At 58.1% G+C, this 1507-nt stretch carries 1 protein-coding gene; it reads right to left on the bottom strand.

Features of this window, described 5'->3' with window-relative positions; genetic code table 11:
• Positions 1-337: 337 nt before the first annotated feature.
• The gene (locus AS026_RS02960) at positions 338-1372 is read right to left on the bottom strand and encodes an IS110 family RNA-guided transposase (RefSeq protein ID WP_062368616.1); all 1035 of its coding nucleotides are present in this window, start codon (positions 1370-1372) and stop codon (positions 338-340) included.
• Positions 1373-1507: the final 135 nt, after the last annotated feature.

Genomic DNA, 1507 nt, shown 5'->3' with positions numbered 1-1507 from the left:
GCGATGGGGTCGTCTAATCGCACGGCATTTTGCAAGCGTTTTTTTAAAGATCAGCCCGGCCGGTACTGTGGTCAGTGCCGGAGAGCGAACGATGCGGGGTCCAAGCGTCTGATTTGCGCGCGCCAAGTGAGCGTTTGCCGGAAGCAGGGTCGTCTTCGCGGTCGACACACGGTCGCCGCATGATGGGGCTTCGCAGGTCGAGTGTTCCAATGTGGACGACGCAATCCGCAGGTTACCTGCGATTGCACCCCAACACGCGGAATCACCGTGCCTACGTCCCGGCAGGGACGTTCTGACGCCGGTCCATCAGGACGTTGGCGGAAAATATTCGGAACGGCTAGCCGTTGGCCGGATCCATTCCAACTGCGCGATCAAAAAGCTGACCACTCTTAAGCATCGCGTGCATTGTGACAGATAATCTGCGCGCAACGGCGACCGCGGCACGTTTGAAACCCAGCCTTTCCCTTAGCTTTAACCCCCAAGAGCGAAGGCCGCTATCGGCACTGCTGCGCGTGAGAATAACAGTTGCAGCTTCGAACAGGAGACCGCGCAAATGGGCGTCGCCACGGCGCGAGATATGACCGTCATAGTCGACCTCGCCTGATTGATAGCGGCGTGTCGTTAGCCCCAGCCAGGCTCCTACGGACCGTGACTTCTTGAAGTTCTCCGGATCTTCAATGGCGGTCACGAACGAAGTTGCAGTGACAACCCCAACACCGGGCACCGACATGAGTAGCCGGCACGATTGGCTCGCCCGCGCGATTGCTATCAACTGCCTACTGAGTTCGGCCGCCTGTTCGCGCGTGCCGTACCAAGCCTTCAAGAGTGGGAGAATGATCCGCGAAAGAGACTGGTGGCCGTCTAGGAGCATACGGACGTTGTTTCCGAAGGTTGCACCCTTGCCACTCGGAATGACCAAGCCAAACGTCTTCATCAAGCCTCGGATCTGATTTGACAGCTCCGTGCAGATCGTCACCAACCGCGTTCGTGCCGCCACAAGCGTCCGGGTGAGCATGCTGTCGTACCCTTTGACCCGGACTTCGCGGTAGAAGCCGACCTCAGCAAGATGCGCAAGGCCATCGGCATCGTTCGCATCTGTTTTGTTCGCAGCCATGTCGAGCGCTGCCTTGGCATGCCGCGCGTCGATGCAAATCGCTGGAACCCCTGCATCGGTCAGCGCATGATAAAACCATATCGAAAGGGGACCAGTCTCAAAGACGACCCGTCTGGCGTCGGGCGCATGCTTATGGAGCAAGGTTATGATGCTGTCCGGGTCGGATTTGCATTTACCGCGCCAGATCCTTCTGCCACCGCGCCGAATGGAAATGGCTGTCTCTTTCAACGACACATCAAGCCCGATATACTCTTCCATGGTTGTTCTCCGTTAGATGCCTGGGCCTGACTGCCAGTCTTGAGCCCGCACTTCATCTTATCGGGGAACAGCCACCAGCTTCCATTGTCGGGACTGCATCAGGGGCGACTCGCTCCCGCGATTACCCCATGTGGA

Source organism: Rhizobium altiplani (genome assembly GCF_001542405.1).
Classification (GTDB): domain Bacteria; phylum Pseudomonadota; class Alphaproteobacteria; order Rhizobiales; family Rhizobiaceae; genus Rhizobium; species Rhizobium altiplani.
The sequence above is the reverse complement of the archived record's forward strand: the minus strand, read 5'-3'. Positions and strand labels throughout refer to the sequence as shown.